This is a genomic window from Rhodococcus sp. Ni2, assembly GCF_021352185.1.
GTDB classification, from domain to species: Bacteria; Actinomycetota; Actinomycetes; order Mycobacteriales; family Mycobacteriaceae; genus Rhodococcus_F; species Rhodococcus_F qingshengii.
In genome coordinates, this window is the sequence record NZ_WOXZ01000001.1 from 1314812 (window position 1) to 1341033 (window position 26222).

The window sequence follows — 26222 nt, forward strand, 5'->3', positions numbered from 1 at the left end:
TGTCGGACCCAGCCGTCACACTGATGTCGTGCGAGTTGTCCTGGTCCCCGGTAGTACGACGTCCACGGGAGCTGTGACGGCAACTGTCCTACGGACCGATCCCGCTGGAACGCCGCTCGCCGATCCCGTCGAATACCCCGACCTGATCGCAGCGGTACGCACCATCGAGGAAGCCGAGCACCCGCGGTGGGTGTGGCCGAGTACGGCGACCGTGTACCCACCGCTACTGCGGGCAGGCGTACGGGTTCAACGGTGCCACGACATCTCCCTGACCCGCGCGATACTCGGAATGCGCGCCGGCAAACCGTCACCGCCCGCCGACGAGTTCGACGACGATCGACTCGGACTCTTCGACACTGCACCCGTTCTCGATCCCCTCGCCGTCGTCACCGAATTCGCCGAGCAGCGCGCAACCATCGGCACGGACGCTCGACTGGACTTGTTGATCGCAGCAGAATCGGCCGGCGCTCTCAGCGCCGCCGAGATGACGCACACGGGCCTTCCGTTCTCGACGCAGAAGCATCGCGAACTCCTCGAAGAACGGCTGGGGCCGCGGCCGACGGGATACGACCTCCCCGCTCGTATGCAGGAACTTGCCGCCCAGATCAGTGAGGTCTTCGGGCGCACCGTCAATCCTTCGTCTTCGGTGGAGATCACCGAGGCGTTCGGACGTCAGGGCATCGAACTACCGTCGACGCGCAAGTGGTTTCTGCAGGAAATCGATCATCCGGCTGTGCCGCTGCTCCTACGTCACCGCGAACTCGCCAAGCTGTACAGCACCAACGGTTGGCAGTGGATGGACAGTTGGGTGCGGGGCGATCGATTCCGCCCGATCTACGTTCCCGGTGGTGTCGTGTCCGGCAGGTGGGCGAGCCGGGGCGGCGGGGCCCTCCAGATTCCGAAGACCATGCGCTCGAGCGTCGTCGCCGATCCGGGCCACGTGTTCGTCGTCGCCGACGCCGGTCAGCTCGAACCCCGAATTCTGGCCGCCATGTCCGGCGACCGCCGCATGATGGCCGCCGCCGGCGACGACGATCTGTACGCACTTGTCGGTGCCGAAGCCTTCGGCGGTGATCGCGCAAAAGCCAAGGTCGCAATCCTCGGAGTCCTGTACGGGGCGACGGCGGGTGAAGCCAAAGCACTGCTCGTCTTGTTGCGGAAGCGATTCCCGGTCGCCGTCGAGTACGTCGAGCAAGCTGCCAAGGCAGGTGAGCGCGGCGAGGTGGTGAAGTCACTGCTCGGCCGGGCCTGTCCCCCACCGTCTCCCGACTTCTACTCCCACGGCGACGCTCACGCCCGCGGTCGTTTCACGCGCAACTTCGTCGTGCAGGCGACTGCGTCCGAGTGGGCGCTGTGCCTCCTGGCCGACCTCAGGCGCCGCCTCGCCGAAGATCCGGACGGCGAGTTGGTCTTCTTCCAGCACGACGAGGTAGTCGTGCATACCCGCAACCCCGAAACCGGTACCGCGCACGTGCTGGCCGCAGCTGCTTCGGCAACTCGATTGTTGTTCGGCGACACAGTCGTCCGTTTTCCCATGGACGTCGCAGCCCGCGAGACATACGGCAAAGGCACTTCGTAGCGTCGTCAATTCCACGCCAAGTGGTTCCACCGCGCCCGTATTGCGTGTTCTACTGGAAAACGTTGCTTTGTTGGTGCTGGTCGACTGCGTTCGAGGAGAACCATGACCAAGCTGGACACAACTGACGCAGAACGGAACGAGCGCGGAGCCGTGAAGCGCCTTCGCGTGCCGATCTTCACCGTGATCGCCCTTGCGATCTTCGCCTTCGTCGCAGGCGGATTCGGCGGTTCTTTCCAGGGCAAACTCGCCGAGGTTCAAAAGAACGACAACGCCTCGTACCTCCCGAGTTCCGCCGAATCGACAATCGTCAGCAACCAATCCGCGAACTTCCTCGCAGTCGAGACGATCCCTGGATTTGTTCTGTTCCATAGAGATTCGGCCCTCACCGAGGCGGACAAATCTGCAATCAACTCGGCCTACGGCGCCATTGCCGGCATCTCCGGGGTAGACGCCGACGGTATGCAGCCCACTCAGTACTCCGCCGACGGCACAACTGCGTCGATCTTCGTGCCACTCGTCGCCAAGGACGGAGACACATCCGTGGCAGGCGATGTCCTGGCGACCACCGAGCAGAACGTCATCGACGCCGCAAAACAAGCAGCTGGTGATGTCGAGGTACTCCCAGCCGGGCCAGGTGGGCTACTCGTTGCGTTCATCGACGCCTTTGCCGGTCTGGACGGAGCGCTCCTTGGCGCGGCACTCCTGGTCGTGATCCTCATCCTGCTTGTCGTGTACCGATCGCCGGTGTTGTGGTTCTTCCCGCTGTTCTCCGCGCTCCTCGCCATCGGTTTGTCGTCGATGGTGATCTATTTTCTCGCGAAAGCCGAATTACTCACTCTGACCGGACAGTCTCAAGGCATCCTTTTCGTGTTGGTGATCGGTGCCGGTACCGACTACGCCCTACTCTTGATCTCTCGCTATCGCGAAGAATTGCACACGTATCCCAACCGCTTCGACGCGATGATCAAGGCCTGGCGCGAGTCTGCGCCGGCCATCACCGCTTCGGCTGTCACCGTGATTCTCGGTCTGCTTTGCCTGACGTTCTCTCAACTCAACTCCAACAAGAGCCTCGGACCCGTCGCCGCCATCGGGATCGCCTGCACCTATCTGGTGATGATGACGTTCATGCCGGTCGCTCTGGCCGCCACCGGACGGTGGGTCTTCTGGCCGCGCAAGCCCAAGGTCGATCACGCCGCAGACCTTACGACGCACGGGATGTGGGGCAAGATCGCCGAGGCCGTCGGTAGCAAGGACCGCCCACTGTGGATCGGCGCCACAGTGTTGTTGATCATCCTGTTCGCGGCCGGGATCGGCAGTCTCAAAACCGATGGCCTGACATCCACCGAAAGCTTCACCAATCGTCCCGACGCCGTTGTCGGACAAGAACTCTACGACTCGAAGTTCGATCCCGGAGCCGGCGCACCGGCCGTGATCACCGCAAACGCCGACCAGGCCGACGCCGTCATCAAAGCAGCCAGCGGCGTCGAAGGTATCTCGCAGGATCCCGGCGCCGTCTGCACCCAGGTGGACGTCGCGAAGGTCAGCGATTTGATCAAGACCAACCCCGCTGCCGTCGCACAAGCCGCCGCTGCGGGTTGCGCCCCTGCGGCTTTCACCGTTGCACCGATCGACGGCCGAACCATGATCAATGCAACCCTCGCCGACTCCTACGATTCGCCGCAGGCACTCGAAACTGTCAAGCGACTGCGGACTGCCGTCCACGACGTGCCCGGCGCCGACGCGCTCGTCGGCGGCAGCACGGCCACCACCCTTGATGTCCAGGCGGCCTCGGTCCGCGACAGAAACCTGATCATCCCGATCGTGCTGGTGGTGATCTTCCTGGTTCTGGCCGCTTTGCTCCGTGCTCTGCTGATCCCGGTGATTCTCATTGTCACCGTGGTGCTTTCCTTCGCGGCGACCCTCGGTGTGAGCGGATTCTTCTTCACACACGTATTCGGGTTCGCCGGGGCGGATCAATCGTTCCCGCTGTTCGCCTTCGTCTTCCTCGTCGCGCTGGGTATCGACTACAACATCTTCCTGATGACCAGAGTCCGGGAGGAGACCGGAGAATTCGGCACCCGTGCAGGTGTACTGCGCGGTCTTGCGGTGACGGGCGGCGTGATCACGTCAGCCGGAATCGTCTTGGCCGCAACGTTTGCCGTACTGGGAATCCTGCCACTGGTCTTCCTCGCCGAGATCGGATTTGCCGTGGCCTTCGGCGTGCTGCTCGATACGATCATCGTGCGCAGCGTCCTGGTGCCGGCACTCTCTCACGACATCGGGAAACGTATTTGGTGGCCGTCCGAACTGGCCCGCGCGAAAGACTGACCGACTACAGAAACGCTTCCTTGGTCCACAGATGAAAGAGCGCGTAGGCTCGCCAGGGTCGCCAGCGCTCGGACAACGCTGTGGCTTCTTTGGCCGTCGAGACCCCCAGCGCACGTTTCAACACCAGATCATCGGGTACGAATGCGTCGCGATCACCGAGAATCCGGACGGTGAGATAGTCAGCGGTCCACGGTCCGATTCCCTTTAGCGCCAACAGCTCTCGACGAAATTGGACAGGATCCGCATTCCAGGAGAGATCGAGGCCGTTCGCTGCCGCAGTTGCCAGCGTGTGCACTGTTCCTGCGCGCGCTGTGGTCAATCCGACGGCTTTCTGTATGCCCTCGGTTGATTGCGCTGCAACCATGTCCGGATCAGGGAAGGCAAGAAAATCCCCTTGCACCGGCGCTCCGAATGCGCTGACAAAACGACCACCGAACGTCCTCGCCGCGCCGAGCGAAACCTGTTGTCCCAGAACGGTGAGCACTGCGGTCTCGAACCCGTCCACCGAACCGAGCACACGCAATCCTGGACGGGCGGCAACAAGTGGGGCCAACAACTCATCACTACCGAACGCCGCTTCGACAGCAGTGTGATCGGCGTCGAGGTCGAGCCAACGGCGCACGATCACCTCCAGAACTGCGGAATCCGTTACCGGCACATCGGAATCCACGACGACACCGTCGTCGGTCCACGACACCGACACGACAACGGGTCCGGAAGGCAACGGTACGACTCTGGTGTGAACACCGTCGTCGTGACGCTCGAGGCCTGCGACGCAGTGAGCCCGCAGGGCACCGGTGAGCGGTTCGACTGCATAGGGCGCCTGAAAGCGCAGCGTCACTGCGCTCACCGGCCGGCTTCCAGATCCAGCAGAATCGCTTTCAGTTCGGGGCCACCCGCGTACTGCCCGAGGCTGCCGTCGCTGCGCACCACCCGGTGACACGGGACCACCAACGGCAGCGGGTTCTTTGCGCATGCGGTCCCGACGGCACGCACCGCACGCGGGCTTCCCGACGCTGCTGCGACCACCGAATAGCTTGCAGTGTGGCCGTATTCGATCTCGGGAAGATGACGCAACACTTCGCGTCGAAACCCTTTCGCGAGTTGGAAATCCAAGCGCAGATCGAATTCTCGACGCGCACCGGCAAAGTACTCGTCCAACTCGCGAGCGACAGTGTCCAGCCTGCGCGGGTAATGAAGCACACGAGGGCTGACGGTGTCCGCCAATCGTTCCAGAACGAGGTCGTGCCCTTCGACGGCAAAGGCAACCCGCACCAGGCCGACATCAGTTGCCGCCAGCAGCAGCTTTCCGACCGGCGAATCGACGGTTCGATATGCCACGTCGATCAATTCGGCTTCGGACGCCTGCGCAGCCAGGCGCGCCCGTAGGCGGATCATGGCGTCGGCGTCAACGGCTGGAAGTGCCTCGAACACATCGTTACTCATGAGTGACTCCCTTCCGCAGCGGTAGCGGACAAGTAGGTTCTTCGTAGGGTGGCGATACCGTCGGCACCCGCGCGTCTGGCGGCTGCCGGCGTGTTGCCGAGGATGTCCGCGATCTCTGCATACGGCAGCCCACCCAGAAAGTGATAGGCGACCGCCGCACGTTGTTTGAGTGGTAGTTGTTCGAGTGCGTCCCAGAGTTCGTGATCCCACGTGCCCGGCACGCCGATTCGCGTCGGCAATTCCGGAACGTCGTCTGTCGGCACGGCCACGCGGGCACGCACTCGGGTGATGTCGATCGCCTTGCGGTGCGCGATGGTGACCAGCCAGGCTTCGATGTTCGCGTCCGGGTTCAGATCCGGGTATGCCCGCATCGCCGCGATGAACGTCTCGGACCACGCGTCCTCGGCGTCGACGGGCCCGACCACCGCGCGGCAGACACGGAGGACCACTGCACCGTATTCGGTCACGACGTCTTCGAACGGTTTGAGTGTCACGACCGGTAGACGTTCCCGATCACCGAATTGTGAGCCGAGCGCATCAGAAGAGGACATCCGATTCGCCGCCGTGCTCGCGGTCGAGCAGGAACCGCTTACGTTCGAGGCCGCCGGCGAAACCGGTCAGACTTCCGTCGCTACCGACCACGCGATGACAGGGAACGATGATGCTGATCGGATTCTTGCCGTTTGCCGCGGCGGCGGCACGGATCGCAAGCGGGTTACCCAAAGTTTGCGCGAGCTCCATGTAGGTCCAGGTTTCGCCGTACGGGATCGTTCGCAAGGTGTCCCACACCCGCTTCTGGAACTCGGTACCCACGGGCGCCAGCGGCACGGAGAACTCCGTGCGATCACCCTCGAAGTACTCGGTGAGCTGCGATTCGACTTGACCGAAGACCGCCGAGGAACGATCACCGAACGTGGACTCGTCCGGCTTGTGGCGATGCTCCGCCATGTACAGCCCGCAGAGGTCGTCACCTGCTGCTACCAGCGTCAACGCTCCGATCGGCGAGTCGATCACAGTGTGCGTACGGATAGCCGTCATGTCTCGATCCTTCCAGGTTGCGCGGTGCGGCAGGCAGCGGGTGAATTGATTGTCCGCGCCGGCACCGACACCTCGAAGACGCCGCGGGCCTCGTGAATGTGAGATTTACCTGTACTTTGACGTCACATCAGGCAGTATCGAGGGATGGCTCTAGTTTTGCCCGGCAGCTCCACCGTCGTCCGCTCCGTCGGCGACGTGGTGCACTGGTCCCTGTCCACGGTCGCTTTTGCGGTCACCCTGCCCACTCGACTCGAGGCGCTCCTCTTCTCGGTCGAGAGGTTGGTGGCGCGCATCAACCAGATCGCCGACAACGCCGACCGCGTCGTCATCGGAGCTGCCGCCGTGACCGTTCGCGCTGAGACACTGGTCGAGGCCGTCGAGCAGACGTCGGACATCGCGGGACAACTCCTCGAGATCTACGAGCCCATCGCCCTACAGCTCGCGCCGCTGGCCGCCAGGTTCGCCGACGACCTTTCCGAGGCAGAGGTCAGCGCCGCGATCAAGCTGATCGACCAACTACCGGAGCTCACCGACCGGGTGGCCGCGGTGTTGCCCATCCTCGGAACCTTGGACTCCGTCTCGCCCGAGATCCACGAACTCCTCGGAGTGGTCAAGGACCTGCGGCAGGCGATCGTCGGGGTGCCTGGCTTTCACTTCTTTCGCAAGCGGGGCGAAGCCAAGCTGGATTGAAATTTCAGGCGGAGTAGCCGTTGGTCCCGGCCCGCGCCATGACGACCTTCGGAACGACCGCTCGAGACGAGAGCTTGAGCAGACCGTCCACCAACTCCACGATGTCGTCGACCTTGATCATGGTGTCCGGTGTGATCCGATCGTGTGTCCATGCCGACATGTCGGTGTCGACGTAACCGGGAGCGATGGCCGTCGCACTGACGCCGTTTCCGGACTCCTCGGCGTTGAGTGCCTCGACCATCGAAATCAGCGCAGCTTTGGTGGCTCCGTAGACGGCCAGGCCGCTCTCGGCATACACACCGGCCATCGAGGCGAGAGCGATCACCTTCGCTCCGCCGGCAAGGTCCGCGTCCGCCGCTGTACGCAGGAGCGGCAGCGACGCTTGCAATAGTGCAAACGGTGTTCGGAGATTGACGGCAACGGTCTTGTCGAAACGTCGCATCGGGTAATCCGCTACTCGCCCACTGGTTCCCACTCCGGCGTTGAGGACGAGAGCCCTCATGGAGCCGAATCGCTCATTGTGTGTGGCGACGAGTGCTGCGGCGAAGTTCTCGTCCGCCATGTCGCCGGCCGAGACGACGACGTCCGGCGATCCGGCGCGGGTAAGTTCTTCGGCGACAACGGCGAGCCGCTCGGTATCACGCGCCGTGATGGTCAGCCCGTACCCTTGCGAAGCCAAGCGTGTTGCGATGCCGAGCCCGATTCCCTTGGAGGCGCCGGTGACCAGTGCTGATCGAGTCATTCGAATTTCCCTTGCAGTGCGTTGAGTCCGGCCGAGATCAGTTCCGGCACAGAAGATCCAGCCTTGTCGAATCCCCCGCCGACGGTGGCTCCTGCTCGGAATCGGTGATCGATGCCCTGCGCCACGACGGCGAGTTTGAAGAACCCGAGCGCCATGTAGAAGTTCCAATGCGCCAGTTCACGACCCGAAACGGACGAATACCGTTGCGCCAGATCGACAACGGACGGTAGCGACGGGCTCGTCCATGCAGCAGGCTCACCCAGAACCAGATCCAGCGCGGGATGCCGATAGACGCACATCATCGCGATGTCCGCCAGCGGATCTCCCAGCGTCGACAGTTCCCAGTCCACCACTGCGGCAACCTTGGTGACGTCGTTCGCCGCGAGAATCGTGTTGTCGATCCGGTAGTCGCCGTGCACGATCGACGAGGCTGATTCCGCCGGAATCAATTCCGCGAGGCTCGACGCCAACCTGTCCACGTCGGCCGAGTCCTCGGTCTTGACGCGTGACCATTGACCGGCCCACAACTTCACCTGGCGGGCTACGTAACCGTCGGGTCTGCCGAGTTCGCCGAGACCCACTTCGGTGTAGTCGACGTCGTGCAGTGCAGCGAGAACACGCACCAACTCGTCGGTGCACTGCGTGACCTGCGCTGCCGGAACAGCTTCCAACTCGGTTTTGGTTCGGATCACTTGACCGGTGACGAACTCGACCACCGTGAACGACGCACCCATCACCGAGGCGTCCTCGCACAGCACGACGGTCGGCGCGACCGGCACGGCGGTGTTCTGCAACGCCGAGGTGATTCGGAACTCGCGCGCAACATCGTGCGCCGACGGCGTGAGGCCGGCCGTGGGTGGACGACGGAGAATCCACTTCGTGTTGTCGTCGAAGATACCGTAGGTGAGATTGGATTTGCCGCCTGAAATCAGTTCGGCTCGCAACTCACCGCTCACCTCGACGCCAGCGGCTTGCAGATACTTGTGGAGCGCCGCGAGATCGAGTCCTGGAAAGTCCGTCACTTCGACTCCTCCCGAGCAGCGCGCTTCGCAGCTCCGACAACACGTTTCGCAATTGCCCAGCGATGAACCTCGGACGGGCCGTCGTAGACGCGGAAGGGACGCACTTCGCGGGACAAGCGTGCCAGCGGCAGATCGCCGGACACGCCCATTCCGCCACACATCTGAATGGAGCGGTCCACGATCCGGAAGATCGCCTCGGCAGCGTAGGTCTTGGCGATGGACGTCGCGTTGCTCGCGTGCCCGCCCTGATCGAGTTCGAAGCAGGCCTGCACCAGAAGTGCGCGGCTGGCTGCGATGTCGATCTCGTTGTCGGCGACCATCTTCTGGATCATTCCGAGATCACCGAGTTTCGAGCCGAAGCCTTCTCGTTCGGCAACTCTGGCCACGGCGACGTCGTGGCCGCGGCGCGCTGCACCGAGCCAGCGCATCACGTGCGTCATGCGGGCGGGACCGAGGCGAACCTGCGCGTAGGCGAAACCTTGATCGACCTCACCGAGAACGGCCTCGTCGGGTACGAAGAGATCCTCGAACGTGACCTCGCAGTGCCCGCCGATCATGGCCTTGTCGAGGGTGTCGATGTGTCGACCCACTACCAGGCCGGGAGTGTCCGTCGGCGCCAGGAACATGGTCGCTCCGCCGCGCTGCCCGGGCTCACCGGACGTGCGCGCCATGATGATGAAGAACCCGGCGCCGTCGGCGCCGGTGATGAACCATTTCTTACCGTTGATCTTCCAGCCACCGGGGACTTTCTCGGCGCGGGTGTTCAAAGCCGAAGGATCGGATCCCGCTCCCGGCGCGGGTTCGGTCATGGCGAATGCCGACCGCATGTCCCCGCTTGCGAGCGGAGCGAGGAACTGCTGCTTCTGTGCTTCGTTCGCCACGTGGGCCAGCATGTGAACGTTGCCCTCGTCCGGCGCCGCGATGTTGAGCGCCGTCGGCCCGAATAGCGAGTAGCCGGCTTCCTCGAAGACCGGCGCGCGATCACTCATGTTGAGTCCGTGTCCGCCGTACTCGATCGGCGCATGCGGGGCGAAGACACCGGCTTCTTTTGCTGCCGACTGCATCTCGATGCGGATTGCATCGCCACCCGCTACAGCGATGTCACCGGCGTGTTCGTCTTCGATGGGGAGCACTACGTTGCGCGTGAAGTCGCGCGTCTTCTCGATCAGCGCCACCACCTCGGGCGCGTACGTCAGATCGATTGCCACCAGCCACCTCCGAAAGAACATCCCGACCGAGCGATCGCTCGGTATCAGCACTCTCGCACACGCCGACGCGTCGGGTCAACAATCCTCGAGCATTGCCTCGCCCTGATCGAGCCGGCCGGCAACCACCATGTCGCGGTACAGATCGTCCTTGTCCATGAGCTCGTCATGGTTGCCGATGTTGCGGATCCGACCGTCTTCCATGACCACGATCCAGTCGGCGTCACGCACCGTCGAGAGCCGGTGAGCGATAGTCACCACGGCCCCGGTGCGCGCACGTTCGTTGATCGCGTCGACAATCGCGGCTTCGGTGAGCGTGTCGACCTGGGCAGTGGCTTCGTCGAGCAGAAGCAAAGCACTCGGCCGCAGAACTGCGCGCGCCATCGCGATCCGCTGACGTTGGCCGCCCGACAGCGAGGTGGCCGTCAGAGCGGTGTCGAGTCCATTCGGCAGGGCCTCGATCGCGTCGTCGAGCCGGAGCAAGCGCAGAACGGCCTGGACTTCTTCGTCCGTCGCATCGGGATGGCTGAAGACGACGTTCTCCCGAATCGTTCCGGGCACCACCGGTGTCTCCTGCTCCACGTATGCGAGACTCTCGCGCACAGCGCGGTGATCGAGCGCGTCGTAACCGACTCCATGCAGGAGAACCTCACCCGATCGCGGTTCGACAAATCGCAGCACGGTCGAGAGCAAGGTCGTCTTTCCTGCACCCGACGGGCCGACGATGGCCATGTGCCCACGCGTCGGAATGACCAGCGAGACATCGCGCAACGCCGGCTGGTTCGATCCGTGGTAGCTCACGGTGACGTCGCGCAACTCGATCAGCGGCGCGGCAGCGTTGGTTTTCGCGACCACGTCCACGACCTCGTCGTACTGCTCGGTGGGCAACGACTGCATCTCGCGAATCCGGATAGCTGCCGCGATTCCCGACTGAACGGAGGTCACGTTCTGCGCAAGCTCCGACACCGGCCCCATCAGGGTGAAGGCGTAGAGCAGAAACGCGATGAGCGTCGAGACTGCCATTTCGCCGTCGGCGACTCGCCAGGCACCGAAGCCCAGGATGGCAATGATCGATCCTTGAATGGCGGTCCACGCGACAGTCCACGCGGTTGCCGACACTCGCACCGCCGTGATCGCATGCTTTTTCGCATCGGACGCATTGTTCGTCACCAGAGCCCCGACGCGATCCTCGGCGAGGGAAACTTTGACCGTCCGGATCGCACGCAAGCCACCCTCGAGAACGCCGCCGAGCTGACCGAGCGATTCCTGGGTTCGCGCTTCCGCTGCGGAAATCCGAGGCATCAGAACCGCAAAGAGTATGGAGGCGAACACGATTGCCACCATGGTGACCCCCAACAACGGCAGATCCAGTACGCCCATCAGAACAATCGTTCCGATGGTCAACGCGGCTGCGTTCAGAATATTCACCGCGGCCGACGACGCAGCCTCCCGCAGCAGCAAGGTGTCAGACGTGACCCGGGTGACCAATTCACCAACGGATCGCGATTGCAGCGACGGCACCGTCGCAGCGAGGAATCGCTTCACCAGCGACGACCTGGCGTCGAAGACAACCTTCTCGGCGGCGGTTCCGAGAACGATCCACTGAGCACAACCGAGCACTGCACCGACGATCAGAAGGACGACGAGCGTGAGGATAGGTCCTTTCAGCGACGCACCGGTATCGAGGGTGTCGAGAACCCACTTGGTGACCATGGGCGTTGCCAGCGTCGCCGCGGAGCCGCACAGCGCCAGTACCAATCCGAGAAGGAGCGACGGCAGATGCGGTCGAGCGAACTCCGAGAGGACGCGGAGATTGCTCCATTTCGGTGCGGGCTGAGAAGCGTCGGATTCAAGCATGAATTTATGGAACACGAATGTTCCATAAAGGGCAAGAGAAATTCCGATTCGGAAACACTGGATACCGAAACCGGACACGGCTACGCTTCGGATTCGTGACAACGATCCACAGCGCACCAGAACAAAGCGCGACCCGCGAGCGCACACGGAAGGCCATCCTCGATGCTGCCGTTTCGGTGTTCGCATCCAAGCCTGCTGCGACCCTCAGCGAGATCGCTTCGGCCGCAAAGGTCGGCCGGACCACTTTGCACCGCTACTTTCCCGAACGGTCAGACCTGGTCGACGCAGTCGCGGCCGAGGCCACCCGCGCCGTCGGAGAGGCAGCAGCAGCAGCTCGACTCGGCGAGGGTACGGGAGCCGAAGCGCTGGTTCGCCTGTGCCATGAATACTTCGAACTGGCCGACCTCTTGACGGTCCTGTTGTTCACTCCCGGTGTGTATCAAGAAGATTCGTTTGCCAAGTCCGCGTCGAACGACGACTCAGTCACCGATGCCATCGAGCGCGGACACTCCGACGGTTCCATCGACCCCGACATGGGTTCGGACTGGGTGCAGAACCTGCTGTGGTCACTGCTCTACACGTCGATGGACTACGTGAACCGTGGTTCCGGGACGCGCCTACAAGCCTTGGACCTGACGGTTCGCAGCCTCCGCCGCGGAATCGCCCCCGATCCCGCGGTCTAGGTTGTCGGCTGCTTGAACAGCGGCACGCCGTTTGGTCACGCCTAGTTTGCGGTAGATCGAGCGAATGTGAGTCTTCACAGTGGGATAGGCGATGCCGAGGTGCGCAGCGATCTCGTCTGCAGTCATCGTGGTTCGCAGAAAAGTGAGGATCTCTTTCTCACGTTCCGTCAGGACTCCGGCGAGTTTGGCAGAGAGCTGGCCCCGTTTTTCCAGAATCGTGCGCAGGAGCTCCTGGTGTCTCGACCCCTGTGTTGCGTGCGCGTTCAACAGATCGACGATTACCGGATCGCCGCTCAGAAATGGGGCGAGAATCCGCTCGGGGATTGCTTCCGCCAGCGCACGATCCAACTGCTCGTGCGCCTGCGGTCCACGCCCGGCGACGGAGTTCAGGGCGGCAGACGTGACAAGGGTGCTCACCAGCGCATATCGCGGCAGCGCGGCCGAGGTTGCCAAGCGAAGCGCTTGAGCCGACGGTTCCGGATCCCCCATGACTCGGTAGAGCTCCGCGAGAAGCGCGTGAGCGACCGCAGCACCTGTTCTGGTCAGCGTGGGCATTGCGATGCGTCGAGCTTGCTCGTCCTGTCCTTGAGCGTGGGCGAGCCAGGCCGTGGTGACGCGCCGCAGCGTATCCCAAGGAATGCCGTGCTTGTCCGCAGTGCTCACGCCTCGCAGCAGACGAGCGGCGTTGTGGTACCGGTCTTCCCGGTTCAGAGCGATCAGGCTCATCACCAGGTACAGACGGGCGAGCGCCTCGAAATTGGTTCCGGGGCTGCCCTCCTCGATGATCGAATCGAACTGAGCGATCGCCTCCTCGAAGTCGCCACGCCAGTAAGCGATGCACCCCCGATTCGACTGTGGGAGACCACCTTCGAAGCGTTCCCAATCGGACGCCACCTCTCGCGCAGGAAGGCCGTCGAGGATCTGTTCGGCTTCCGTGAATGCTCCCGCGTGGGTCAGCGCAAAGGCCAAGTTGGACTGTGCGAGACGCAACGTCTCCGTACGCGACTGCAACTGCGCCTCGTCGCCGGCCGAGCGAAGTAGCGCGATGGCACGAGGAAGGTCACGACGAAGCCTGACCTCGGTCCATCCGAGGAGGAAAAGCGCGGACGGGTAATCGTCCTCGGGCTCGCACTGGGCGAGCGCGTGACGCGCGCGATCGGCGATGACGGCCTTGGTCGAGGTGTCCGGAGCGAGCAGCAGGTCGGTGAAGCAGACGACAAAATCGTCGGACGCCACCCGCAGACCCTGCCCGCGGAGAAACTCAGCGCCGTACGGATCACCGCTGAGATCCCGGCAGCACGCTCGTATCAGCAGGATGTGCGGATCGTGGGGATCGGGATGAGCAAGGCAGAGCTGCTCGAGTTCCCTGGTGTGAGATTCGAGAATCAAACGAAGCCAGTTTTTCCGCAGGACTCGTCGAGCCTGCTCCGCCTCACCAGAGGCGAGTGCGTCACGCACGGCTTCGATCATGTGTCGAAGATACTCGAGACGTTCGATGTCCGTGGAAATCCGGTCTCATCCGCTTCGGATTAGGCCGCGATCGAAGCCCGCCGATACCGGTGAGAATTGCCGGAATCAACCGAAATGCGTGAGTCAGCGGAATACCGTGTGCGCAGGCCTGACACGAAACGGATAAGACACATGAGCTTCTGGGAAAGCCTCGGCTGGATGCTGTGGGCGACCGTCTTCATCGGATATCTCTTCGCGCTGTTCGCGATCATCGCCGACCTGTTCCGCGACCACAAGCTGAACGGCTGGTTGAAGGCCGTTTGGGTGTTCTTCCTGCTCTTCCTACCGATCCTGACCGCCCTCGTCTATCTCGTCGCCCGCGGCGAAGGGATGACGGAACGCAGCAACAAGGCCGCACGCGACGCCGAGAAGGCCGCCGAATCGTATATCCGCGAGGTCGCGGGGAAGAGCCCCAGCGAGGAGATCGCCGCAGCCGCAGCACTGCTCGAAGCCGGAGCGATCAGCGAGGACGAGTTCGCCGCACTCAAGCTGAAGGTCCTCTCGTGAGTGCCGCGCGTTTCGGCCCCGTCGACTTCTACCTTCTCGGCCTGCCTGGGCAGAGCCTCGACCCGGCCGCGCTCTCCGCACTGACCGACCTTACGGATACCGGCCTGGTGCGGCTGCTCGATCTGATCGTCATCTCCAAGTCCGAGGACGATGAACTCACCCTCATCGAAGTCGAGGAGTTGCCGAACGGCTTCGAGATCAACGTCGAGATGCTCGGCGCGTCCGGTCTGCTCGGGCATGAGGACATCACCGAACTCGCGGCAGCCATTCCCACCGGCGCTGCAGCGCTGCTGGTCGCGCTCGAGCTGGTCTATCAGCGCGAACTCGCCGCCCGCACCGCTGCGTCAGGCGCGGTGCTACTGGGTTACGAGCGGATACCCGCACCCGTCGTCAATGCCCTCATGGACACGATCATCCCGGAATTGGAGGTCTGACATGCCGTACATCCCGAGACGAGGCCGCCCCGGACTACTGGGCCTCGCCGCCCGCACCGCGGTCGTCACCGGTACCGCGACCGCCGTCAGCGACGGTATGGCCACCCGCCGGCAAAGGAGAGCTCAGGCCGACTACGAGCAGGCGCAGTACGAATTCGCCCAGCAGCATGCCGCACTCCCGATGCCCACACCCGCACCCGCGGCCCCGGTCGATCTCGTCACCGAGTTGCAGAAACTCGGCGACCTCAAATCACAAGGCCTGCTGAGTGAGGCCGAGTTCCAAGCCGCCAAAGCGCGACTGCTCGGCTGATTCACCCCGACAGAGGCGAGGGATTCCCGCTCTCGCTTCCATACCCGACACCGAATGGAACCCGCTATGTCCACGATCGTCGTCAACGTCCTGAACTTCAATCGGGCAGAATCCGATCTCATGTTCGCTCGCCTGGCCGCGGGCGTCGGCCTGGGCACGTGGAACCACACTCGTGATCTCGGGTCACTCGACAACCAGCCGATCATCCGCCAGAACCGCGACACTCTGTACAGCAGCGCGATCATCGACGTGCGCGAGAACGTCACGATCACGGTGCCCGATACCGGCAAGCGCTACATCTCCGTGTGGGTGGTCAGTCAAGATCATTACGGTCCCGTCATCCTGCGCGACCCGGGAGAGCACCTGCTCACGCGTGAATTGGTCGGGACCGACTACGCCGCACTGATCGTGCGCATCCTCGTCGATCCGAACAGCCCCGAAGACGTCGCCGAGGTGAACCGGTTGCAAGACGCCCTCAACATCGACGGCGGCGGAACGGGAGAGTTCCCGTTGCCCGACTACGACGAGCAATCGCAGACCGAGACCCGCGACGCACTCCTCGCACTCGCGCGTGGCATCACCACGTACGACCATTCATTCGGTACCGCTGCGGAAGTCGATCCGATCAGGCACCTGCTCGGTACCGCATCCGGCTGGGGTGGCCTTCCCGAGTACGAGGCCACCTACGTCAACTTCGACGAACGTCTCCCGGTCGGGGAATACCGTCTCCGCCTGAACGATGTTCCCGTGGATGCGTTCTGGTCGGTCTCGCTGTACAACGCGGCCGGATACTTCGAAGAGAACGCCCTGGGCGTCAACAGCATCAACAGCCTCACGGCCACCCCAGACTCCGACGGCAGCACCACCATCCGCTTCGGGGTCCATCTCGACGGCGTCGCGAACGCACTGCCCATCATGCCCGGGTGGAACTACGTACTGCGCCTGTACCGCCCCCGTCCCTCCGTGCTCGACGGCACCTGGACGGCGCCTCGTCCCGAAGCCCTGCAGCAAAGCGTTCCCCACGCACACACCACTCTCGGGTGACTCGACCTGATCACGGAGGTACAAGCCATGCGTCTGTTATTTCAGCTCATTTCGCAATGTGTTCTCGGCGCGATAGCGCTGATCGTCGTGCATTTTGCTCTTCCCGGGGTCAGCCTGAGCGTGAACGGCTTCTTGGCCGCTATCGGTGTATTCACCCTCGCACACATGATTCTCGGCCCATTCGTGCTCAGCGTGGCACTGCACTACGCAGCTCCGCTCGCGGGTGGTGTCGGCTTGGTCGCCACACTGCTCGCGCTCTGGGTTGCGACCCTGGTCCCCGACGGTATCGAGATCAGCGGCGTCGGGTCCTGGATCCTCGCCCCGATCATCGTGTGGGTGATCACGGCATTGGGAGAGTGGATCTTCATGGCTCTCGTCATCGACAAGTGGATAAAGAGACGCAATGCCGAAAAGCTCGTGCGCAGTGTGCAGAAGGCATGAATGATCAGTTCGGAAACGGAACCCACAAGGAGTCAGCCATGCCAACTCACCCGCTCGATCGCCGCGTTCTCCTGAAGACCGCTCCGAACTTCCGGGACCTCGGTGGCATTCCTGTTGCGGACGGCACCGTGCGCGCGGGCGCGCTCTACCGTTCGGCGACTCTCGCGAAACTCGACGGCGACGACCTTGCCGCGGTCGCCGACTTGGACGTGCGGACGGTCTACGACCTGAGGACCGCCGCCGAGCGCGACGGCGCACTCGACAATCTCCCTGACTCGACGCGCACAGTCTGGCTCGACGTACTTGCCGACAATGCCCAAAACGCCGCGGCCACTGGACTACTCATGACGGACCCGGTCGCATACGCCGAGACCATCAGCGACGGACGTGGGATCGCACAGATGGAGGAAGCCAACCGCAACTTCGTCAGCCTGCCGTCCGCTCTCGACGCCTATCGCACGTTCTACCTCGACCTCATCGACGAAAAACGCACCGGGGCAGCACTTTTCCACTGCACCACCGGCAAGGATCGAACCGGGTGGGCCGCGACCTCTTTCCTACTCCTCCTCGGGGCCGACGAAGCCGATGTACGCGCCGACTACCTGGAGACGAACACCGATCTGGCCCCCATGACAGAACCGATCCTCGACTTCGCCGCGAGCAAAGGCGTTGACGCAGAAGTGCTACGACCCCTCCTCGGAGTCCGTGACAGCTATTTCGACGCAGCTCTCGACGAAATGCGCACGCACTTCGGCACCGTCGAGGACTACGCAATCAACGGACTGAAGCTCACCGCAGAGCAACTCACCGCGCTCCGCGAGCGGTTCACATCCCGATCGGCCTTCATCAGCGCGACGTGATCGAAGCTCTCGGCGGGCAGGAATCCGTGCCCTCGTCCTGCTTCTTCGGGCGATTGCCCACCCGGGTGACCACGACGACGGCGACGATGCCCACCGCCAAGCCGAGCGCGGTGAACGGAGTGAAGGATTCTCCGAACATCAGTGCGCCCCAGACCGCGGTGACGGGGGCGATCAAGAACATCAGGGTGTTGACGGACGTAATGCCGATGCGGAGGAGCAACAGCCAGTACAGCCCGTAACCACCGAAGGTGGACAACACGATCAACCAGAGCAACGCGATCCAGAATGTGCTGACACTCGGCGGTACGGCAGCATCCGAGACGATCGCCAGAGTTGTGAAAACTATTGCGCTGGTAGAGCAGTGGATGGCCAGAGCCTGCAGAGGTGGCGTGGACGTGTGAGCGCGTTGTTGGACGAAGGTGGATGCAACCAGGCTGAGCATCCCCAGGAACGGGATCGCGTATGCCCACCACGGAGCAGATGTACCGGCCCCGGCATCGGCTGCCGTGACCATCGCGACGCCGCCCATTCCGATCGCCAACCCGATCCACTGCATACGCGGGACTGCGACACCGAGGACCGGACCGAGCAGCGCGGCAGCCACCAGCGGCTGAATACCGTCGATCAGCGCTGTGGTTCCGGTGTTCACGCCGAGATCGACTGCCCAGTACACCGACAACAGGTAGCCACTCTGGGAGAGCATCCCGATCACCACCTGCCTGCCGAGAGCCCGCGGTGCGGGCATCGTGTTCCGGCGCCGGGCGGAGAGCCAGACAATCGGGGGCAGTACCACCGCGAGCGGGAGAAAACGCCACATCAGCAGCGTGGGGACCTCGGCACTGCCAGCGCCGAGTTTGGCCCCGATGAATCCCGAACTCCAGCACGCGACGAACAGGACCGACAAGGTAGCCGTCACGGCAGATCTCGAGGTCACGATCCGAGGTATACCGATCTGTTTACTCATGAGCCCGACTATACAGATCGGTATACTTTTGTCCATGGCAGAGGAATCCACACCCGAATTGACTCCGAAAGCGCGTCGCATTCTGGAGTCTGCGTCGAAGCTGTTCTACGAAAAGGGGATTCATGCCGTAGGCGTGGATACCGTCGCACTGGACGCCGGGGTCACGAAGAAGACTTTGTACGAACGGTTCGGCTCGAAAGACGGTCTCGTCGTTGAATACCTGAGGGCTCGAGATCGGCGGTGGCGAATCTTTCGCGACGAGAAGCTCGCATCAGCCGGAGCTAGCCGCGCCGAACAGTTGAGTGCGGTATTCGACGCTTCCGCCTCCTGGTCCAAGGCGAGCGGAGGCAAAGGGTGCAGCATGATCAACGCGCACGCCGAGTTCAGCGATCACTCACATCCGGTGTTCGCTGTCATCGCCGAACAAAAGCGGGAGATGTCAGACCTTTTCCGGCGCATTCTGGCGACGGACGGACTAGCCGACGAACGTCTCGTCGAGGCAATCATGCTGCTTCACGAAGGTGCCCTCGTCGCAGACGGGATCGGTATCGGCACCGACCCCTTCGGCGCCGGCCGGGACGCGGCGCTCGAATTGCTCAAAAATTCAGACTGATTCGCGCAGTTGCCCCCACAGTCACTCCCCCACCCGCTTCGCCCCCACAGTCACTCCCCCACCCGCTTCGCCCCCACCATGCGCCTCGCTATCTCCAAATACCTCTCCACCAACTCGTCCGGAGACAACTCACCGTCCGGTCGGTACCAGACCGCGACGGCGACGCACATCGTCACCACGGCTCTGCTGGCGTCCTCGGGATGGTCGGCTTCGAACACGCCCGAGGCGACGCCGTCGAGGACGATCCGGTCCACCTGCTTCTGCTGTTCGTCGCGCTGGGCGATGTAACCAGCCCGGCTGTCGGGCTCCATGCTGCGGATCTCCGAGGAGGCGACGAACGACTGCTCGCGTCGAAACATGTGGAACCGCAACAGAGATTCGATCACCGCGTCGAAGCGATCGGAGGGATCGTCCCCGGCATCGAGTTCGGCGGCGCGGCTTCGCTCCAACAACTCCGTCATCACAACGGTCGCCAGACCGATCAGCAGAGCTTGCTTGGACGGGTAGTGGTGGTAGAGCCCCGGCACCGACAGCCCGGACCGCGACGCGACGTCACGGATCGAAGTCCCGTGATAGCCCTGCTCGACGAACGCCTCCAGCGCCGCAGCGAGCGGTTTCGGTAGTCCCAGGTCTTCGTAATCGCGCCAGGACCCGCGTACCGGAAGCTCGTTCGTCATACCGATACCGTAGATCGCTCTTGCGCCGCCGCCGAACACGTCGGAGCCATTGGTTAGAGTCGGTGTTCACCGAAAGACAGGGACCAGTCATGATCCATGTTCGCCACACCGCGGTTGCTGCCGTGCCGGTTGATGTCGCCTTCGACTACATCGACAACTACCGCAATGTCCCGACGTGGATGTTCGGTGTTTCCGAGTTCACCCCGTTCGGAGAGTTCGATCAGGGACTCGGCGCCACGTTCGACGCGGCCATGCAGATCGGGCCGAGCACGTTGCGCTCCAAACTCGAGGTCACCGAGTGGGAGAAGAATCGAATCATCAAGCTGTCTTCGCTCGGCGGTGTATCCAACTCGTCCACGTGGGAGTTCGCCGCGATCGACGATTCCAAGACCGAGCTTTCCGTCGACTTCGCCTACAAACTGCCCGGCGGCATTGCCGGCAAGGCACTCGGCCGATTGATCGGGCCGTTCGTCGAAAACGCTGTCAAGAACAGCGAGGAAACACTGCGCCACAGCCTCGAGGAGCAGTTCGCGGCCCGCGGCGAAGGCTGAAACTACCCGCGGTCGCCTTCGAGTCCCAGCGCGTTGGCCCACACCTGAGTAGCCGTCTTGACGACGTCCTCGAACGGGACGGGGTTGCCGTCGGCGCCAGGTTCCTCGGAGACGAATGAACTGTAGGCAAGACGGCTCACCATCGCCGACAGTGCTCGGGAAGCCAACAGCGGGTCCAACGAGGCGTCTGCCTTGCCAGCTGCTTGCAAGCGTTCGATGGCTCGGGCATTACGAGAAATGAAGGTCTCGGCTCTGTCCCGACGCAGTTTCGCGAAGGCCGGATCGATGTGCGATACCTGCTCGAGCAGACCCATCAGTTTGGCGTTGCGGCGAAAAGCCGTCAGGTAGGCACGGTTGCTCGATTCGAGGACCGCATACGGATTGTCGACGTCGCGGACCCGTCCCATGCCTGGGTGCAGCATGTCTTCCTGCGCGACGTCGAGAACTGCGGCGAAGATCTGCTCTTTGTTGTCGAAGTAGGTGTAGAACGTGCCGGTGGAGCAGTTCGCTTCCTTGGTGATGTCCGTGAGACGGGCGTCGAGATACCCTGCGCGCTCGAACACCGTTCGAGCCGCTGCGACCAGAGAAGCCCTGGTCCGGACGCCGCGGGCAGTCACCGGCAGGTCACGCAGAAGCTCCGTCGCAGCCATGGATGGTGGCGGACGGTCTTCCCAGTTCTCCTGAGGTTCGGCGCGAGAGGTCACCAGCTACTTATACGGCAAAGCCGGCGACATCTCGGCATCGGCGTCAGGTGATGGTGATTCCTCCGTCGACGGCGATGGTCTGACCGGTGACGTATCCGCCGGCCTCGGACGCGAGCCACACCATGGTGGCCGCGAGCTCTTCCGGATCGCCCATGCGGCCGAGGATCAGGCGCGGAGCCATCGCGTCCAAGTAACCGTCGTTGTATTGGTCTGTCATTTCCGACTTGAAGAAGCCGGGCGCGATCGCGTTGACGCGAATGCCCTTGCGCGTTCCCCACTGCTGTGCGAGGTCGCGGGTCAATCCGACGACGCCTGCCTTGCTCGCCGCATAGGCGGCCTGCGGGAGTCCGGCGGTCGTCAATCCGAGAATGCTCGAGATGTTGACGATGGAGCTGCCCGGGAGCATCACGCGGCCGCAGGCCTGCGCTGCCCAGTAGGACCCATTGAGGTTGATGTCGATGACGGCGCGGAACTGGTCCGGGGTCTCGCGGGTCGCCGGAACGGCAGTTCCGACGCCGGCATTGTTGACCAGCACGTCCACGCGGCCGAACTTCTCCATCGCGGCGTCGACCATGTTCTGAGCCTGAGCCGGATCGACGATGTCGGTGGCCACGCACAATGCTTCGCGGCCTGCGTCACGCACGAGCTTGGCCGTGTCTTCGAGCTTGTCGACGCGGCGAGCAGCGAGGACGACGTCCGCGCCGGCCTCTGCTGCGGCTTTCGCGAACGCCACCCCGAGGCCCGACGACGCACCGGTCACGATGACCACTCGATCGGTCAGAGAGAACTTGTCGAGAACAGACATGCGCGGTGATGCTCCTGTGTCGTCGGGTTCGGGAAGTGGCGGTTGCAGTGACGTATCGACTGCAGTTGCGAAACTACAGGCCGAGATCGCGGCCGATGAGTTCCTTCATGATCTCGTTGGATCCGGCCCAGATCTTGGTGACGCGGGCGTCCATCCACGCGCGAGCGGCGCGGTACTCGGTCATGAAGCCGTAGCCACCGTGCAACTGAACGCAGTGATCGAGGACCTCGTTCTGCACCTGCGCGGTCCACCACTTAGCCTTGGCGGCGTCGATGGCGGTCAGCTCGCCGGCAGCGTGTGCCGCGACGCAGTTGTCGACGTAGGCCTGGGTGACCTCGATGCGGGTGACGAGATCCGCGAGAAGGAATTTGTTCCACTGCAGCGAGCCGATCGGCTGACCGAAAGCCTTGCGGTCCTTGGCGTATTGCAGCGTCTCTTCGAGGATCGGAGCGGCGTGCGCGATGTTGGACACCGCAGCGCCGACGCGCTCCTGCGGCAGCATTTCCATCATGTGGATGAAGCCGCGGTCGATCTCACCGATGATGTTGGTGGACGGCACGCGAACGTTCTCGAAGAACAGTTCGGCGGTATCGGACTCGTGCTGGCCGACCTTGTCGAGCTTGCGTCCGCGCTCGAAGCCTTCCATGCCGGTCTCGACGGCAAAGAGGGTGATGCCCTTGGACTTCTTCTCGGGACTGGTCCGAGCCGCCACGATCACGAGGTCGGCGTTGTAGCCGTTGGTGATGAAGGTCTTGGAGCCGTTGATGATCCAGTCGTCGCCGTCCTTGACCGCAGTGGTCTTGAGCGAGGCGAGGTCGGATCCACCGGAAGGCTCGGTCATGCCGATGGCCGTCAGCATCTCACCGGTGCAGAACTTGGGCAGCCAACGCTGCTTCTGCTCTTCGGTGGTGAGCTGAACGAGGTAGGGAGCAACGACGTCGGCGTGAATGCCGAAGCTCGAGGCAACAGCTGCACTGGCGCGCGAGAGCTCTTCGGCCAGAACCGCGTTGAAGCGGTAGTCGCCGGCTTCGCTTCCGCCGTACGCCTCCGGAACCTCGAGTCCGAGGAAGCCGTTGCGTCCCGCTTCGAGCCAGATTTCACGATCGATGAAGCGCTGGTCGATCAGCTTCTCTGCGACCGGAAGGATGTTCCGGTTGACGAATTCGCGAGCAGATTCGCGAAATGCCTCGTGATCGGGTCCGTACAGAGTGCGACGCATGACGAGTTGCTTCCTTTCGGCGTGGCAAAGCCACACGTAACGATGTTCCTAAGCATTCGCTTAGAATCTAAGCACCTGCTTATAGTGAATCGAGAGCGGGATATTGTCAACATCGAAATCCGTCACACCTGGAGGAAACCGTGAGCGATTCACCTGACGTGGTGATCAGCCCCTCCAAAGCTGCGGCCCGTATCCGCGCGGCAGCCGTGGACGCTTTTGCCTCTGCCGGCTACGGCGGCACCACCACCCGTGACATCGCTGCGCGCCTCGATATGAGTCCCGCCGCCATGTACCCGCACTACCGCTCGAAAGAAGAGTTGCTTTTCGCGATCAGCTACGAAGGCCACACCGAAGCGTTGAAGGTGGTCGAGGGCGCCGACCGACCGGGTGAAGAACCGTCCGTTCGTTTGCGGGAACTGATCAGCACCTTCGCCAGTTGGCAGGCGGGGCACCATTCACTCGCTCGCGTTGTCCAGTACGAACTCACTGCCCTCACACCAGAGCACTACCGAACCGTCGTCGCGCTTCGCCGCAGCACGACGCGGGTGGTCCGGGAGGTTGTCGATGCCGGCGTGCAGTCAGGCGACTTCACGATCCCCGATGCCGAAGGCGTCACCCTCGCCTTGATGTCCCTGTGCGTCGACGTGTGCCGCTGGTTCCCGGCCGGCAATTACACGAATCCGGAAGACATCGGAAAACTGTACGGAGACCTGGCATTGAGGATGGTGGGCGCCGCCTGAATCAGGTGACACCGACCGCAGAAAGGACTCGGCCAGTGGCCACCCGCACCTATCTCTACTCGACCCCTGTTGCTCCGCATGAGAATCCGGCTGCCGCTCGCGCCCGAGGTCTCACCGGTATCTCCGAGTGGTCGTACGCGATACCGCTGGTCCCGAGGATCCTTGTGTCCGTGAATCCCTTCGCCCACCAGTCGGTCATCTGGGACGACACCCCAGACCTGATCGCGGTCACCGCGCACTGCGGTCCTGGTATCGCCCGGCTCGAAGACTTCCTCGGCCGAATCGATCACCCCGAACTCGGCACGATGGCCGGCGATGCGCTGCGTTTCCTGCGCAGCCACACCGAACCCGACCACTACTTCGTCCTCGAGTGCGGCGAGATCTTCGACATGGACGACGAACCGTTCGCCGAACAGGGCGCGGCCCTGATGACCGGTCTGGCGGACATCGACGCCGAGATGGAGGCGGCTCTGGCCACACTCGCACCCGCCAAGCCGCGCTTCTGGGAGCGGCTGTTCACGCCGACTCAGGAGAGCGTCGAGGAACCGCTACGCGAGCTCGGCCTCGGTTACTGGTCCGAGACCCTGTACTTCGATCTCGACGTCCCTCGATAGGAGCCGATCAGTCCGAGATCTCACCCAACCGACGCTCCAGGTAGGCCCGCTCCGGTTCCGTACCAACGAGTTTCAGAGCTTGTCGGTACGCGGATGCCGCTGCGTCGGTGCGCCCCAACCGAGCAAGTAGTTCGGCTCGTGCAAGGTGATACGGATGGTAGTCGGCAAGTTTGGGCTCCGCTGCCAGTTCCTCCAGCGCAGTCAGCCCGACTTCCTCGCCGTCGCGCATCGCCAGCGCCACTGCCCTGTTGACTGCGACGACGGGCGAAGGCGTCAACGTGAGAAGCACTCCGTAGAGCGCGCAGATCTGCGGCCAGTCGGTGCTCTCCACATCTGCGGCCTCGTCATGCAATGCGGCGATGGCGGCCTGCACCCCGTACGGCCCCGGCGCTCCCCCGGTCAACGCGACTACGACGAGGTCGCTGCCTTCCTCGATCATCGGCTGGTCCCAACACCCGCGATCCTGGTCTTCGAGGAGCACGATCCCGCCGGCGGCGTCGGTACGGGCATCCCGACGCGCGTGGACGAGAAGCATCAATGCAAGCAACCCGGCGATCTCGCGCTCATCGGGAAGCAATGCGCGCAAGATCCTCGCCAGCCTGATCGCCTCCACCGCCAGGTCTACGCGTTGCAGATCCGGACCCGAACTCGCTGCGTACCCCTCGGTGAACACCGAGTAGATCACCTGCAGAACACCGGGCAAACGTTTCGGGAGTTCTTCGGCGCTGGGAGTGCGGAAGGGAATCCGAGCCTGACGGATTTTCTTCTTCGCGCGCACGATCCGCTGCGCCATCGTCGCCGAAGGAACGAGGAAGGCCCGAGCGACTTCGGGCGTCGTCAACCCGCCGAGGCAACGCAAGGTGAGTGCGATTCGGTCGTCCTCGGCCAGCGCTGGGTGCGAGCAGGTGAAGAACAGCTGCAACCGCTCGTCGGGAAGTTCTCCGTCGACCGTGGGCGGCGCCGGGTCGGCACGATCGGCGTCCACCTGCATCACCGCCAATCGCGCCGCATAGGCCTGATCACGACGAAGCCTGTCGACGGCTTTACGACGCGCCGTGGTCAGCAGCCAGGCGCCCGGTTTAGCCGGCACTCCGTCCACGGGCCAGTGCACCAACGCGGCCTCGACGGCTTCGGAGGTGACTTCCTCGGCCAGATCCAGATCACCGAAGCGGCAGACGAGCGAGGCCAAGAGTCGTCCGCGTTCCTCCCGGAACACTGACTCGATGGAGTTCTCGGCCTGCTCGTCCACGGCGAATCAGTCCCCGAACCCGGCCAGTGGACGCACCTCGACGCTGCCGCCGTCGCGCGCGCCGGGGCACCGCGCGGCCCATGAAAGCGCCGCATCCAGATCGGGAACGTCGATGACGTCGTAGCCGCCGAGGATTTCACGGGTTTCTGCGAAGGGTCCGTCGGTGACGGTCTTTTCTCCGGACTGCGAGACCCGAACCGTCGTCGTAGTCGTCAGGTCGGCGAGGGCATCGCCGGACACCCAGATCCCGGCATCCTTCATTTCCTTGTCGTATTGCTGCCAGTCCTCGAACGTGCACTGGGGTTCGGTGTCTCCGCCGGGTGCGGTGTAGATGAGCAACATGTACTTCATGACTGACTCCTTGGTCTGTTGTTTTTCTTGCGGCTTTCTT

30 protein-coding genes are annotated in these 26222 nt (G+C 63.2%); 14 read left to right on the forward strand and 16 right to left on the reverse strand.

Going from position 1 to position 26222, the window contains the following annotated elements:
- Positions 1 to 28: 28 nt before the first annotated feature.
- Together GN300_RS06255 and GN300_RS06260 are read left to right on the forward strand one after the other, a co-directional pair.
- On the forward strand, positions 29 to 1579 hold the full coding sequence (locus tag GN300_RS06255) for a bifunctional 3'-5' exonuclease/DNA polymerase (protein WP_063315744.1): 1551 nt from the start codon (positions 29 to 31) through the stop codon (positions 1577 to 1579).
- Positions 1580 to 1681: 102 nt separating this feature from the next.
- On the forward strand, positions 1682 to 3907 hold the full coding sequence (locus GN300_RS06260) for an MMPL family transporter (protein WP_050654594.1): 2226 nt from the start codon (positions 1682 to 1684) through the stop codon (positions 3905 to 3907).
- A gap of 4 nt (positions 3908 to 3911) precedes the next feature.
- Here the strand turns inward: GN300_RS06260 and GN300_RS06265 are convergent, their stop codons facing one another.
- The 4 genes from GN300_RS06265 to GN300_RS06280 are packed head-to-tail and all read right to left on the reverse strand — an operon-like array spanning position 3912 to position 6391.
- Positions 3912 to 4757 (reverse strand): DNA-3-methyladenine glycosylase, encoded by an 846-nt coding sequence (locus GN300_RS06265; protein ID WP_063315743.1) that lies wholly within the window; start codon positions 4755 to 4757, stop codon positions 3912 to 3914.
- Complete coding sequence (locus tag GN300_RS06270) at positions 4754 to 5353, reverse strand: methylated-DNA--[protein]-cysteine S-methyltransferase (RefSeq protein WP_007729599.1); 600 nt, start codon at positions 5351 to 5353, stop codon at positions 4754 to 4756. Before GN300_RS06270 ends, GN300_RS06265 begins: the two co-directional genes overlap by 4 nt.
- Positions 5350 to 5904 carry an RNA polymerase sigma factor gene (locus GN300_RS06275; protein ID WP_080961251.1) on the reverse strand — a complete coding sequence of 185 codons (555 nt, stop codon included), beginning with the start codon at positions 5902 to 5904 and terminating at the stop codon, positions 5350 to 5352. The genes GN300_RS06270 and GN300_RS06275 overlap by 4 nt, the downstream gene beginning before the upstream one ends.
- A complete protein-coding gene (locus tag GN300_RS06280; protein WP_063315742.1) occupies positions 5891 to 6391 on the reverse strand; it encodes a methylated-DNA--[protein]-cysteine S-methyltransferase in 501 nt (166 codons plus the stop codon). The genes GN300_RS06275 and GN300_RS06280 overlap by 14 nt, the downstream gene beginning before the upstream one ends.
- A 144-nt stretch (positions 6392 to 6535) precedes the next feature.
- On the opposite strand from GN300_RS06280, the gene GN300_RS06285 reads away from it, so the two are divergent.
- The gene (locus tag GN300_RS06285) at positions 6536 to 7081 is read left to right on the forward strand and encodes a hypothetical protein (RefSeq protein WP_007729604.1); all 546 of its coding nucleotides are present in this window, start codon (positions 6536 to 6538) and stop codon (positions 7079 to 7081) included.
- A gap of 4 nt (positions 7082 to 7085) precedes the next feature.
- Here GN300_RS06285 and GN300_RS06290 read toward each other — a convergent pair whose 3' ends face one another.
- From GN300_RS06290 to GN300_RS06305, 4 genes are all read right to left on the reverse strand, one after another.
- On the reverse strand, positions 7086 to 7823 hold the full coding sequence (locus GN300_RS06290; protein WP_030537223.1) for an SDR family oxidoreductase: 738 nt from the start codon (positions 7821 to 7823) through the stop codon (positions 7086 to 7088).
- Positions 7820 to 8845 carry a phosphotransferase family protein gene (locus GN300_RS06295; protein ID WP_063315741.1) on the reverse strand — a complete coding sequence of 342 codons (1026 nt, stop codon included), beginning with the start codon at positions 8843 to 8845 and terminating at the stop codon, positions 7820 to 7822. The genes GN300_RS06290 and GN300_RS06295 overlap by 4 nt, the downstream gene beginning before the upstream one ends.
- The gene (locus GN300_RS06300; protein WP_003940162.1) at positions 8842 to 10053 is read right to left on the reverse strand and encodes an acyl-CoA dehydrogenase family protein; all 1212 of its coding nucleotides are present in this window, start codon (positions 10051 to 10053) and stop codon (positions 8842 to 8844) included. The genes GN300_RS06295 and GN300_RS06300 overlap by 4 nt, the downstream gene beginning before the upstream one ends.
- Positions 10054 to 10128: 75 nt before the next feature.
- On the reverse strand, positions 10129 to 11907 hold the full coding sequence (locus GN300_RS06305; protein ID WP_007729612.1) for an ABC transporter ATP-binding protein: 1779 nt from the start codon (positions 11905 to 11907) through the stop codon (positions 10129 to 10131).
- 95 nt (positions 11908 to 12002) lie between these two features.
- Between GN300_RS06305 and GN300_RS06310 the strand changes: the two genes are divergently transcribed.
- Positions 12003 to 12590 carry a TetR/AcrR family transcriptional regulator gene (locus tag GN300_RS06310; protein ID WP_063315740.1) on the forward strand — a complete coding sequence of 196 codons (588 nt, stop codon included), beginning with the start codon at positions 12003 to 12005 and terminating at the stop codon, positions 12588 to 12590.
- Here GN300_RS06310 and GN300_RS06315 read toward each other — a convergent pair.
- Entirely contained in the window at positions 12525 to 14060 is a 1536-nt protein-coding gene (locus GN300_RS06315; RefSeq protein ID WP_063315739.1) for a LuxR family transcriptional regulator, read from the reverse strand. The genes GN300_RS06310 and GN300_RS06315 overlap by 66 nt on opposite strands.
- Before the next feature lie 171 nt (positions 14061 to 14231).
- Here GN300_RS06315 and GN300_RS06320 point away from each other — a divergent pair, with 171 nt between their 5' ends.
- From GN300_RS06320 to GN300_RS06345, 6 genes are all read left to right on the forward strand, one after another.
- A complete protein-coding gene (locus GN300_RS06320) occupies positions 14232 to 14606 on the forward strand; it encodes a PLDc N-terminal domain-containing protein (protein ID WP_007729621.1) in 375 nt (124 codons plus the stop codon).
- Positions 14603 to 15040: a DUF6325 family protein gene (locus GN300_RS06325; RefSeq protein ID WP_063315738.1), complete on the forward strand. Its 438-nt coding sequence runs from the start codon at positions 14603 to 14605 to the stop codon at positions 15038 to 15040. Before GN300_RS06320 ends, GN300_RS06325 begins: the two co-directional genes overlap by 4 nt.
- Position 15041: 1 nt before the next feature.
- Positions 15042 to 15350 (forward strand): SHOCT domain-containing protein, encoded by a 309-nt coding sequence (locus GN300_RS06330; RefSeq protein ID WP_030537230.1) that lies wholly within the window; start codon positions 15042 to 15044, stop codon positions 15348 to 15350.
- A gap of 66 nt (positions 15351 to 15416) precedes the next feature.
- On the forward strand, positions 15417 to 16394 hold the full coding sequence (locus GN300_RS06335; protein ID WP_063315737.1) for a DUF1214 domain-containing protein: 978 nt from the start codon (positions 15417 to 15419) through the stop codon (positions 16392 to 16394).
- Positions 16395 to 16421: 27 nt separating this feature from the next.
- The gene (locus GN300_RS06340) at positions 16422 to 16835 is read left to right on the forward strand and encodes a phage holin family protein (RefSeq protein ID WP_063315736.1); all 414 of its coding nucleotides are present in this window, start codon (positions 16422 to 16424) and stop codon (positions 16833 to 16835) included.
- Between the two features lie 38 nt (positions 16836 to 16873).
- Positions 16874 to 17695: a tyrosine-protein phosphatase gene (locus GN300_RS06345; RefSeq protein ID WP_003939715.1), complete on the forward strand. Its 822-nt coding sequence runs from the start codon at positions 16874 to 16876 to the stop codon at positions 17693 to 17695.
- Here GN300_RS06345 and GN300_RS06350 read toward each other — a convergent pair.
- A complete protein-coding gene (locus GN300_RS06350) occupies positions 17682 to 18659 on the reverse strand; it encodes a DMT family transporter (protein WP_233405577.1) in 978 nt (325 codons plus the stop codon). The genes GN300_RS06345 and GN300_RS06350 overlap by 14 nt on opposite strands.
- Positions 18660 to 18693: 34 nt before the next feature.
- Between GN300_RS06350 and GN300_RS06355 the strand changes: the two genes are divergently transcribed.
- Positions 18694 to 19272, forward strand: coding sequence for a TetR/AcrR family transcriptional regulator (locus GN300_RS06355; protein WP_007729643.1), 579 nt, complete (start codon positions 18694 to 18696; stop codon positions 19270 to 19272).
- Positions 19273 to 19322: 50 nt separating this feature from the next.
- Here GN300_RS06355 and GN300_RS06360 read toward each other — a convergent pair whose 3' ends face one another.
- Positions 19323 to 19949 (reverse strand): TetR/AcrR family transcriptional regulator, encoded by a 627-nt coding sequence (locus GN300_RS06360; RefSeq protein WP_030536574.1) that lies wholly within the window; start codon positions 19947 to 19949, stop codon positions 19323 to 19325.
- A gap of 89 nt (positions 19950 to 20038) precedes the next feature.
- On the opposite strand from GN300_RS06360, the gene GN300_RS06365 reads away from it, so the two are divergent.
- A complete protein-coding gene (locus GN300_RS06365; RefSeq protein WP_003940411.1) occupies positions 20039 to 20500 on the forward strand; it encodes an SRPBCC family protein in 462 nt (153 codons plus the stop codon).
- A gap of 2 nt (positions 20501 to 20502) precedes the next feature.
- Here the strand turns inward: GN300_RS06365 and GN300_RS06370 are convergent, their stop codons facing one another.
- The 3 genes from GN300_RS06370 to GN300_RS06380 form a co-directional block, all read right to left on the reverse strand.
- Positions 20503 to 21150, reverse strand: a complete 648-nt coding sequence (locus tag GN300_RS06370) for a TetR/AcrR family transcriptional regulator (RefSeq protein ID WP_007730038.1) — start codon at positions 21148 to 21150, stop codon at positions 20503 to 20505.
- 97 nt (positions 21151 to 21247) lie between these two features.
- Complete coding sequence (locus GN300_RS06375) at positions 21248 to 22009, reverse strand: SDR family NAD(P)-dependent oxidoreductase (protein WP_003939707.1); 762 nt, start codon at positions 22007 to 22009, stop codon at positions 21248 to 21250.
- Positions 22010 to 22082: 73 nt separating this feature from the next.
- Positions 22083 to 23228, reverse strand: coding sequence for an acyl-CoA dehydrogenase family protein (locus GN300_RS06380; protein ID WP_007730036.1), 1146 nt, complete (start codon positions 23226 to 23228; stop codon positions 22083 to 22085).
- A 140-nt stretch (positions 23229 to 23368) separates the two neighbouring features.
- Between GN300_RS06380 and GN300_RS06385 the strand changes: the two genes are divergently transcribed.
- Positions 23369 to 23968: a TetR/AcrR family transcriptional regulator gene (locus GN300_RS06385; protein ID WP_063315735.1), complete on the forward strand. Its 600-nt coding sequence runs from the start codon at positions 23369 to 23371 to the stop codon at positions 23966 to 23968.
- 35 nt (positions 23969 to 24003) lie between these two features.
- The gene (locus tag GN300_RS06390) at positions 24004 to 24582 is read left to right on the forward strand and encodes a hypothetical protein (RefSeq protein ID WP_063315734.1); all 579 of its coding nucleotides are present in this window, start codon (positions 24004 to 24006) and stop codon (positions 24580 to 24582) included.
- Positions 24583 to 24589: 7 nt separating this feature from the next.
- Here GN300_RS06390 and GN300_RS06395 read toward each other — a convergent pair whose 3' ends face one another.
- Both GN300_RS06395 and GN300_RS06400 read right to left on the reverse strand, forming a co-directional pair.
- Positions 24590 to 25831, reverse strand: coding sequence for an RNA polymerase sigma factor (locus GN300_RS06395; RefSeq protein WP_063315733.1), 1242 nt, complete (start codon positions 25829 to 25831; stop codon positions 24590 to 24592).
- Between the two features lie 6 nt (positions 25832 to 25837).
- Complete coding sequence (locus GN300_RS06400; protein WP_003939718.1) at positions 25838 to 26182, reverse strand: YciI family protein; 345 nt, start codon at positions 26180 to 26182, stop codon at positions 25838 to 25840.
- Positions 26183 to 26222 lie beyond the last annotated feature (40 nt).

Excerpts from the sequence above, each read along its gene's own strand:
- GN300_RS06260 (WP_050654594.1), top strand. The coding sequence starts at position 1,682 with ATGACCAAGCTGGACACAACTGACGCAGAACGGAACGAGCGCGGAGCC.
- GN300_RS06270 (WP_007729599.1), bottom strand. The coding sequence starts at position 5,353 with ATGAGTAACGATGTGTTCGAGGCACTTCCAGCCGTTGACGCCGACGCC.
- GN300_RS06275 (WP_080961251.1), bottom strand. The coding sequence starts at position 5,904 with ATGTCCTCTTCTGATGCGCTCGGCTCACAATTCGGTGATCGGGAACGT.
- GN300_RS06280 (WP_063315742.1), bottom strand. The coding sequence starts at position 6,391 with ATGACGGCTATCCGTACGCACACTGTGATCGACTCGCCGATCGGAGCG.
- GN300_RS06285 (WP_007729604.1), top strand. The coding sequence starts at position 6,536 with ATGGCTCTAGTTTTGCCCGGCAGCTCCACCGTCGTCCGCTCCGTCGGC.
- GN300_RS06290 (WP_030537223.1), bottom strand. The coding sequence starts at position 7,823 with ATGACTCGATCAGCACTGGTCACCGGCGCCTCCAAGGGAATCGGGCTC.
- GN300_RS06305 (WP_007729612.1), bottom strand. The coding sequence starts at position 11,907 with ATGCTTGAATCCGACGCTTCTCAGCCCGCACCGAAATGGAGCAATCTC.
- GN300_RS06315 (WP_063315739.1), bottom strand. The coding sequence starts at position 14,060 with ATGATCGAAGCCGTGCGTGACGCACTCGCCTCTGGTGAGGCGGAGCAG.
- GN300_RS06320 (WP_007729621.1), top strand. The coding sequence starts at position 14,232 with ATGAGCTTCTGGGAAAGCCTCGGCTGGATGCTGTGGGCGACCGTCTTC.
- GN300_RS06330 (WP_030537230.1), top strand. The coding sequence starts at position 15,042 with ATGCCGTACATCCCGAGACGAGGCCGCCCCGGACTACTGGGCCTCGCC.
- GN300_RS06335 (WP_063315737.1), top strand. The coding sequence starts at position 15,417 with ATGTCCACGATCGTCGTCAACGTCCTGAACTTCAATCGGGCAGAATCC.
- GN300_RS06340 (WP_063315736.1), top strand. The coding sequence starts at position 16,422 with ATGCGTCTGTTATTTCAGCTCATTTCGCAATGTGTTCTCGGCGCGATA.
- GN300_RS06345 (WP_003939715.1), top strand. The coding sequence starts at position 16,874 with ATGCCAACTCACCCGCTCGATCGCCGCGTTCTCCTGAAGACCGCTCCG.
- GN300_RS06350 (WP_233405577.1), bottom strand. The coding sequence starts at position 18,659 with ATGAGTAAACAGATCGGTATACCTCGGATCGTGACCTCGAGATCTGCC.
- GN300_RS06355 (WP_007729643.1), top strand. The coding sequence starts at position 18,694 with ATGGCAGAGGAATCCACACCCGAATTGACTCCGAAAGCGCGTCGCATT.
- GN300_RS06360 (WP_030536574.1), bottom strand. The coding sequence starts at position 19,949 with ATGACGAACGAGCTTCCGGTACGCGGGTCCTGGCGCGATTACGAAGAC.
- GN300_RS06365 (WP_003940411.1), top strand. The coding sequence starts at position 20,039 with ATGATCCATGTTCGCCACACCGCGGTTGCTGCCGTGCCGGTTGATGTC.
- GN300_RS06370 (WP_007730038.1), bottom strand. The coding sequence starts at position 21,150 with ATGGCTGCGACGGAGCTTCTGCGTGACCTGCCGGTGACTGCCCGCGGC.
- GN300_RS06375 (WP_003939707.1), bottom strand. The coding sequence starts at position 22,009 with ATGTCTGTTCTCGACAAGTTCTCTCTGACCGATCGAGTGGTCATCGTG.
- GN300_RS06380 (WP_007730036.1), bottom strand. The coding sequence starts at position 23,228 with ATGCGTCGCACTCTGTACGGACCCGATCACGAGGCATTTCGCGAATCT.
- GN300_RS06400 (WP_003939718.1), bottom strand. The coding sequence starts at position 26,182 with ATGAAGTACATGTTGCTCATCTACACCGCACCCGGCGGAGACACCGAA.